The 7,076-nt window shown below is 43.2% G+C and carries 9 protein-coding genes; 3 read left to right on the top strand and 6 right to left on the bottom strand.

Annotated elements, in window-relative coordinates:
* Positions 1–828: ArsR family transcriptional regulator (locus F7C14_RS04115; RefSeq protein ID WP_290900183.1), on the top strand; the 828-nt coding region annotated here is incomplete at its 5' end.
* Here the strand turns inward: F7C14_RS04115 and F7C14_RS04110 are convergent.
* From F7C14_RS04110 to F7C14_RS04095, 4 genes are read right to left on the bottom strand one after another with little or no spacing between them, the layout of a single operon-like run.
* Positions 812–1,390 carry a FumA C-terminus/TtdB family hydratase beta subunit gene (locus F7C14_RS04110; RefSeq protein WP_290900182.1) on the bottom strand — a complete coding sequence of 193 codons (579 nt, stop codon included), beginning with the start codon at positions 1,388–1,390 and terminating at the stop codon, positions 812–814. The genes F7C14_RS04115 and F7C14_RS04110 overlap by 17 nt on opposite strands.
* 4 nt (positions 1,391–1,394) lie before the next feature.
* The gene (locus F7C14_RS04105; protein WP_290900181.1) at positions 1,395–2,213 is read right to left on the bottom strand and encodes a fumarate hydratase; all 819 of its coding nucleotides are present in this window, start codon (positions 2,211–2,213) and stop codon (positions 1,395–1,397) included.
* Between the two features lie 3 nt (positions 2,214–2,216).
* Positions 2,217–2,978, bottom strand: a complete 762-nt coding sequence (gene dapB, locus F7C14_RS04100) for a 4-hydroxy-tetrahydrodipicolinate reductase (protein WP_290900180.1) — start codon at positions 2,976–2,978, stop codon at positions 2,217–2,219.
* Between the two features lie 47 nt (positions 2,979–3,025).
* Entirely contained in the window at positions 3,026–3,979 is a 954-nt protein-coding gene (locus tag F7C14_RS04095; protein ID WP_290900179.1) for a hypothetical protein, read from the bottom strand.
* Positions 3,980–4,100: 121 nt separating this feature from the next.
* On the opposite strand from F7C14_RS04095, the gene twy1 reads away from it, so the two are divergent.
* Together twy1 and F7C14_RS04085 are read left to right on the top strand one after the other, a co-directional pair.
* Positions 4,101–4,967 carry a 4-demethylwyosine synthase TYW1 gene (twy1, locus tag F7C14_RS04090; RefSeq protein WP_290900178.1) on the top strand — a complete coding sequence of 289 codons (867 nt, stop codon included), beginning with the start codon at positions 4,101–4,103 and terminating at the stop codon, positions 4,965–4,967.
* Positions 4,967–5,560 carry a translin gene (locus tag F7C14_RS04085; RefSeq protein WP_290900177.1) on the top strand — a complete coding sequence of 198 codons (594 nt, stop codon included), beginning with the start codon at positions 4,967–4,969 and terminating at the stop codon, positions 5,558–5,560. The genes twy1 and F7C14_RS04085 overlap by 1 nt, the downstream gene beginning before the upstream one ends.
* Here F7C14_RS04085 and thiI read toward each other — a convergent pair.
* Positions 5,557–6,666: a tRNA uracil 4-sulfurtransferase ThiI gene (gene thiI, locus F7C14_RS04080; RefSeq protein ID WP_290900176.1), complete on the bottom strand. Its 1,110-nt coding sequence runs from the start codon at positions 6,664–6,666 to the stop codon at positions 5,557–5,559. The genes F7C14_RS04085 and thiI overlap by 4 nt on opposite strands.
* On the bottom strand, positions 6,663–7,076 hold a 414-nt coding region (locus F7C14_RS04075; RefSeq protein WP_290900175.1), incomplete at its 5' end, for a hypothetical protein. The genes F7C14_RS04075 and thiI, both read right to left, overlap by 4 nt.

Below are 7,076 nucleotides of genomic sequence, written 5' to 3'. Positions count from 1 at the left end.
GTAAGAGGTATTGGTGTGAAGGAAAAATGTTTTGAACTAATAAAAGAATGTCTCAACCCTTGGAGGTATCAGATTCTTTTGTTGCTGTCTAAAAGGAAGTACAAGTTTTCTGAAATGGTAAAGGAGTTGAACGCCCCGAAGTCCACAATTTCGAGAGCGCTAAGCAGGTTGGAGGAGCTTGAGATGGTCAGAAAGCGGGGAGAGGTTTACGAGATCAGCTCCTACGGAGACTTGATTCTTGCAACTTTCGAGAATCTCGTTGAATCTTTTGAGTTCGAGGAGGAGATAAAGAAAGCCGAGGAATTCTTAAAAATGCTTCCCCCGTACTTAAAGCACGGATTTCCCCTCGTGCTAAGATTTTCAGAGAAATTCGAATTCTTGGACGGAGTGATTAGGGGACTCGAAGACCTTTCGAGGGTGAGAGAATACGGGTTGTACATCGACAGAATAATCAACTACGACATATACAAGCTGATGGTAAACCTGAACCTTCAAGGAGCTTCTGAAAAAGTTATTTCGAGCAGAGACACCCTGCGAGATAGGCTCGAAACGATAAGGCAAGTGTTGATTGACATGGACTTGAGTAAAAAGGAGATGAAGATTGTCAGGGACAAAATAGAGATAAAGGTTTACGACACGCCTTTACTGCTCGGAGTTTTCGATGGTGAAATCGTCTACTTCCAGTACTACCACACGTACTCGCCGATGTTTCGAAGCGAGAATAAGGAAGCTGTTGATTGGTGCGAGAGCGTCTTTTACTACTTCTGGAAGAGAGCTTCGCCGGTGGATGTAAAAGGAATGATCGACGAACTTATAGCCGAGATTTGAGCTTTTTGAAGTTTTCCTCGACAACCTTTTCCACTTTTTTGTATATGCTGTTTCCTTTTGCGTCGATTCCCACTATACATGGCCCGAAGTTCTCCACCTCGAAAACCCATACGGCTTCCGGCATTCCAAGATCTTCCCAGTAGACAGCTCTCACTTTTTTTATCGCCTTTGCAGCTAAAGCTCCAGCCCCGCCGGGGTAGGCGAGGTATACCCCTTTGCCCTTCAAAGCCTCCACAACTTCGTCACTCATGCCGCCTTTTCCCACTATAGCCAAGCAATCTACCTTTTCGAGAATTTTGGTGGTCATGGGGTTCATTCTTGCGGAAGTTGTTGGACCAGCTGAGATAACTTTGAACTCGTGATTCTTTTTTATTATCGGCCCGCAGTGGTAAATAACCGAGCAATTCAATTCGAATGGTAGCTCCTCTCCTCTTTCGAAAAACTCAAGAATTCTCATATGCGCAGCATCTCTTGCAGTAATTATCTCCCCAGAAATGTAAACGGCATCTCCCACCTCAAGCTTTAACAAATCCTCCTTTTTTAAAGGCGTTTGCAGCAGCATGTTATCACCTCAACTCAACCCAAGCCCTCCTGTTAGCCCAACATTGTATGTTTACCGCTACCGGCAAAGAAGCGGTATGGCAGTGACCCATTTCAACGAGGACCGCTAAGGCTGTGTATTTTCCTCCGAGTCCGCCAGCTCCTATTCCAAGCTCGTTCACAGCATTAAGTATTTCAAGCTCGAATTCGTTCATCTCGGTCACGTTTCTAAGAAGAGCTTTTTTGGCAAGTTTCGCAGCACCGTCGAAGGTCGATCCTATTCCTACTCCAATGAAAATTGGCGGACAGGGCTTCCCACCTGCATTTTTAACCACTTCAACAACGAATTTCTTTATTTCATTTACCTGACTCGGTAAGAGCATTTTCAAAGCTGAAACGTTCTCGCTTCCAGCCCCTTTCGGCATTACCGCAATTTTCATTCTATCTCCTTCTACAATCTCAACGCTTATCAGCGGCATGTGCATTCCAGTGTTGTCCCCAGAATTTTTTCTTGTAATCGGATGCACGGCATTCGGTCTTAGGGGGATTTCCTTAGTCGCTTCGACAACTCCCTCTCTGATAGCATCGTAGAGGTTGAAGTCCAAGCTCAACTCTCTTCCGAGTTCGACGAAAAATACTGGGATGCCAGTGTCTTGGCACATCGGAATTTTATTCTTCGATGAGTACTCAACGTTCTCAAGAATCGCTTTTAGAATCTTTTTAGCATAACCCTCTTCCTCCTCGTATGCCCTTCTTATAGCTTCGATAACATCGTCACTAAGCTTCGTTTCTGCTTCAAGAAGAATTTTTTTTACACCTTCTACGACGTCCTCCCTACTTACCATCTCTCAGACCCCCAAGACATCTTTCATCCCGTAAAGTCCTGGCTTGTCAACGTTCATTATCCATTCAGCAGCTTTTATCGCCCCTCTTGCGAATATCTCTCTGCTCCAAGCTCTATGGTTGATTTCTATTCTTTCGCCAAATCCTATGAACATAACAAAGTGCTCTCCTACAACATCTCCTCCTCTAATTGCCATAACTCCTATCTCGTCTCCCCTCAAACACTCTCCGCTTCTTCCAAAAACGAGTTTTTCAATCCCAAGCTCGTTTTTCACTATTTCAGCAGCCTTCAAAGCTGTTCCACTTGGCGCGTCTCTCTTAAATCTGTGGTGCACCTCCACTATTTCCACGTCGTAATCTTTAAGCAGCTTGGAAGCGACCTCCAAAATCTTCCAGAACACGTTCACGCCAACGCTGAAGTTGGGACTCATGACTATCGGGATTTTCCTGCTTGCCTCCTCAATTACCTTTTTCTGCTCATCGTTTAATCCGGTTGTTCCTATCACGAGCTTCGTATTGGACTTCAAAGCGAGCTTAACGAGCTCTACCGTAGCTTCTGGAACGGAAAAATCTATGGCAACATCGCAGTCTAAATCGCTCATTTCCTGAATTAACGTACCGATCTTTCCAATTCCCGCAAGTTCTCCAGCATCTTTTCCAATTTCTCTGACATCAAAAGCCTGAACGACTTTATGGTTAGCCTCCACAGCGTTTTTAACAACGAGCCTACCCATTCTTCCAGCCGCTCCGTTAACGCAGATGTCCATAGAGGAAAAGAGTCGCGGAAAGTTAAAATGGTTTCCATTTCGGTGGTTTAACGCTTGAAGTTTAGAGCAAGTAGAAACAAGATGAGAAGGAGAAAAACGTCGAATCCGGGGATCTCTTTACTTTCGAAAGTTACTTCGCCCTTCGGAAGCTTCTGTAAAGGAAAGCTTTCGCAGCTCACACCTTTCAAAAGTACTGGATTTCTTGTCTTGTAGTAGGGTTTCCATCCATCTTCCCAGACGATTCTCGAATTGTGTCCAGATAAACCGGCTTTTGCAACCTTAGAGATCTCTTCTATATCCTTCTTACTCAAGCCTGAAATTATCCCATTTTCCTTCAGCCATTCCAATTCGACTCTTACAGCCTCTTTAAAATCGAAGTTATCAACGCTTTCAACTGGCTTTAGGTCCTCGTAAAAGATCTCCTTCCTTTCGATCCTCGCATTTTCCCACTCTCCACCAAAACCAGCTGCGAAAGCTATACTTTTCAATTCCTTCTTTAGTTCCTCGTTCAGCTCTCCTCTAATCGTTACAGAAAGCTGACTTTTCTCTCCTCCAAAAATTGAGATTCTTATCTTTCCATTGTCTTTCTCAGTCTCAAGTAGCTCAACTTCTTTAGATTTCTTCAAAACTTTGTATCCGAGGGAGCTGAGAAGTGAAGACGCTTCCTCGAACTTTGGAGTTACATTCGACTCGATAGTAAGCAGGATTTCCGTAAAATTAACCTCCACTCTTTCCGTCGGAATCTGAATTCTTACACTCAATCCTCTAACTGGATTATTCACTTCTCTTATTATCACAGCAAGCTTATCGCTATAATGGGATCTGTAGATGATTTCCTCGTTTACGATAACGTTTTTCGCTCTTTCGAACTTTGAAAGATCGTAGGAGATACCCGGTTTATTTAATAAAACTTCGAAAGCAAAGCTGTCGGCAGGATTAAAGCATGCGGAAGCCAGACCGATAAGGAAAAAGATAGGCAGCGTTATCGCGACTTTTTTCATAAACGAGGTTAGAGCGAAGAAAACAAAATACTTTTGAAAACGTTAGTTATAATAAAACAGCAAAAATAAAGACCGAATTTCGGGGTCAACTTTTTAACCCATTCCTCTTACTCAAAATATTATGGCAAAAACGTTAGCGGATCTAAAGGGATACCACATAGTTGGAAGACATTCGGCTGTAAAAACGTGCCTCTGGCTTAAGAAGTCGTTAAAAGATGAAGGTTACTGTTACAAGCAGAAGTTTTACGGTATTCCCTCTCATCGCTGCCTTCAAATGTCTCCCGCTTTGATATGCAACCTATCCTGCGTTCACTGCTGGAGACCCCTTGATTTAATGCCGCCATTTAGGGAATGGGACGATCCCGAGTTTATAGTTGAGGAGAGCATAAAAGCTCAGAGGAGATTGTTAAGCGGTTTCTTCGGAACTGTAGGCGTGAACAGAAAGAAGCTTGAAGAGGCTTTAAATCCGAAGCACGTAGCCATAAGTCTAATCGGAGAGCCGACCTTGTATCCGAGAATCGATGAGCTCGTTGATGAGTACAAGAAAAGAAACTTCACGACATTTCTCGTAACGAATGGAACTAATCCGCAAGCTTTGGAGAGGGTTGAACCTTATCAGCTTTATTTAAGCCTCACAGCGTACGATGAAGAAAGCCACAAGGTTTTGCAAGGAACTAAGTGGGAAAAGATAGAGAAAAGTCTGAAGCTTCTTCCGAATCTTGATTTCAGAACGGTTATCAGACTAACTTTAATAAAAGGTGTGAATATGGAGCCCGAAAAATTTGCAAAAATCATAGACGAAGCATCTCCGGATTTCGTAGAAGCAAAAGCTTACATGTACCTCGGTTATTCGAGGAGAAGACTTAAGGCTGAGAACATGCCGGAGCACGAGGACGTTAGAAAATTCGCCGAAGAACTTGCGAAGCTAACGGGATATGAAATTAGGGACGAGTCCGAAGCGAGTAGGGTTGTTTTGCTGGTGAGATGATGCTCGAAGATCTTAAGAGGATTCTTGAGGAAAAGGAAGCTGCAAGAGAAGAGCTTATAAAGCTATCAAGAGATATGAGGCTGAATTCGAGCAAGGCTATAGCCTACATCCACGCAGGAAATTTTGAGAAAGCTGAGGAGCATTTAAAAAAAGCTGAGGAGATTTTCGAAGAGATAAAGAAATTTAAGGAAAAGTTCTGGGACATCTACTACCTCTCCTTTGACGCCATGCAGGAGTTCGTTGAAGCCATAGTCTTCAAGAACGTCGTTGAGAATCTCAGCTTGGAAGTTAATCTGCCAGAGGGCTTAGAACCGGCTCCTATTCTTGGAGGATTTGCGGACTCGATAGGGGAAATGAGGAGGTTTGCTCTTACACTCTTAGTAAAAAATAACGTTGAAGTGGCGAAAAAAGTTCTTGAGCTAATGGAAGAACTGTATTTCAAGCTTGTGGAATTCACTTTCCACGATAAAATCACCGGAAACCTGAGACCGAAACTTGATGTTGCGAGAAATTCCATAGAGAGGACGAAAAGCGATTTGCTATCTGCTATCGTGGCTAAAAAATCAGATGAGCTTTTGAAGAAAATTTCTTAGCCGTCGAATTCGAAGATTTCAGCTCTCTCCACGGCATCTTCTTCTTTAAATTCTGCAACTCTCTCCATTCTCTCTACATCCTCAATCTTCGCTCTCGTTTCCGGATGCTTCGCTATCATCAAAGTGCAGCAGTCTTCGTAAGGCAAAATCGAAATTTCATAAGTACCTATCCTCTTCGCTATCTCTATGGTCTCCTCCTTATCGAAACCTATCAAAGGCGGAAGAACTGGAAGCTCCGAAGCGGAGTAGATCACTCTGATATTGTCAAGCGTCTGGCTCGCAACTTGGGAGAGGGAATCGCCGGTAACTATCGCCTTCGCTCCTTCCTTCTTCGCAATTATGTTCGACATCCTCATCATGCTTCTTCGATAAACGATCATTCGGTATTTGGCAGGAATCACCCTGATTATCTCCCTCTGCACTTCTTCGAAGGGAACCATGTAAAGCTTTACTCTGTGAAATTCGGAAAGTTTCTCAGCCAAGTCTAAAATCTTCTTTCTAACCTGGGGAGAATGGAGAGTTTGATTGAAAAAGTGAGCTGCTATAACTTCTGCTCCCCTCTTCATAGCCAAAAAAGCAGCGACCGGGCTATCTATTCCCCCAGAAATCTGAGCCACAACTCTTCCAGAAACTCCGCATGGTAATCCGCCAATTCCGGGAATTTTTTCGGTGTAAATGTAGCTCTCCTTTTCTCCTATCTCAATGTATACCGTTCTTTCCGGATTCTTTAAGTCCACTTTAATTCCTTTACTGTTTTTGACGAACTCTCCTACAACTCTGTTAACCTCTATGGAGGTTAGAGGAAAGTTCTTGTTGCTCCTCTTTGTCTCAACTTTGAAGCTATCCACTTCACCGACAACTTTCAAAGCGACTCTCTTTATCTCCTCTATGTCGAGATCGCAAACCTCAGCTTTGGCGAAGTACTTTATCCCCGGAATTTTTCTCAGCTTTTCTTCGGCATCTTCAGCTTCAACGATAATTCTTCCGTACCTTCTCCTAACTCTCCCCTCAATTTTTCTTTTTATGTTTTCCATCAGCTTTCTCTCAAAAAAGTCCCGATTCTTCCCTTTTAGGGCAATCTCTCCGTAGTGAACAACGTATATCATAGCGACTTCAGTTTTTTAGCTTCTTTAACAATTCTTTCGAGCTCGGAATTTAAAAGTTCTTCAAAGTTCCCCTTTCTGATTTCGCTGATAACATCCACCTCAAGAATCTTGCTAACGTCAACCCAGTTTTCCCTTTTGAGAAGAACGTATTCTCCCTTGTATTTTTCAACGACCTTCTCCGCCTCCTCTTCACTTTTGAACTTAACTGAGGTGTACAAGCCTAATGCGTTAGTATCTCTGAAAATGTACACTTTCACAGTCTTTCCATTGTAAAATCCGAAGAAGTGATCCGTGGCTTTGTCGAATCCCATGCTCTCGAATTTTTCGATGACATCCCTTGGCAAATCGTCCATCAAACAGCCGCACATTGACTTGATTTCCTCCTTTTTTATAGCTTCCTCCATTCTCCT

This window comes from Ferroglobus sp. (genome assembly GCF_015521575.1).
In the GTDB taxonomy this organism is placed as follows: Archaea; Halobacteriota; Archaeoglobi; order Archaeoglobales; family Archaeoglobaceae; genus Ferroglobus.
Note: the sequence above shows the minus strand (reverse complement) of the source record. Positions and strands in the feature narration are given on the sequence as shown.